Genomic DNA, 866 nt, shown 5'->3' on the forward strand with positions numbered 1-866 from the left:
GGCGCGAACGTGTCGGACGACTTCACCGTCTTCGTCAAGGACGGCAGCACCGGCACGGCCTCGACGGCGGTCAACTTCGCCATCACCGGCACCAACGACAATCCGACGGTCACGGCGGGTGCACAGAGCGTGCCGCTGGTGGAGGCCGGCGTCGGCACAGCGGGGACGGCGAATGCGTCGATCGCGCTGACGAGCGGTGACCCCGATACGGGCGATGCGGCGAGCTATGACGGCGCGGCGCTGACCTCCGATGGCTGGGCGACCAGTGATGCCGGGGCGACCTACACCAAGACCGGGACCTACGGCACGGCGGGGGGGGGGGGGGGGGGGGGGGGGGGGGGGGGGGGGGGGGGGGGGGGGGGGGGGGGGGGGGGGGGGGGGGGGGGGGGGGGGGGGGGGGGGGGCCAGTGGCCTGGTGAGCTATGCCCTTAATGACGGGGCCGGCGCGACCAATGCCCTGGCGCAGGGTGCGAGCGTGTCGGACGACTTCACCGTCTTCGTCAAGGACGGCAGCACCGGCACGGCCTCGACCGCGGTGAACTTCGCGATCACCGGGGGGGGGGGGGGGGGGGGGGGGGGGGGGGGGGGGGGGGGGGGGGGGGGGGGGGGGGGGGGGGGGGGGGGGGGGGGGGGGGGGGGGGGGGGGGGGGGGGGGGGGGGGGGGGGGGGGGGGGGGGGGGGGGGGGGGGGGGGGGGGGGGGGGGGGGGGGGGGGGGGGGGGGGGGGGGGGGGGGGGGGGGGGGGGGGGGGGGGGGGGGGGGGGGGGGGGGGGGGGGGGGGGGGCGCGACCGGTGTGGTGAGCTATGCCCTCGACAACAACGATGCCGACAGCAATGCCCTGGCGGGCGGTGCGAGCGTGTCGGACA

General features: G+C 80.3%; 2 protein-coding genes. Both read left to right on the forward strand.

Annotated elements, in window-relative coordinates:
* The coding region (locus XH79_RS06835) for a VCBS domain-containing protein (RefSeq protein WP_271581154.1) at positions 1-432 on the forward strand (432 nt) is incomplete at its 5' end.
* The coding region (locus XH79_RS06840) for a VCBS domain-containing protein (protein WP_271581155.1) at positions 416-866 on the forward strand (451 nt) is incomplete at its 3' end. The genes XH79_RS06835 and XH79_RS06840, both read left to right, overlap by 17 nt.

The sequence above is a fragment of the Bradyrhizobium sp. CCBAU 45389 genome (assembly GCF_028128625.1).
Lineage (GTDB): Bacteria > Pseudomonadota > Alphaproteobacteria > Rhizobiales > Xanthobacteraceae > Bradyrhizobium > Bradyrhizobium liaoningense_B.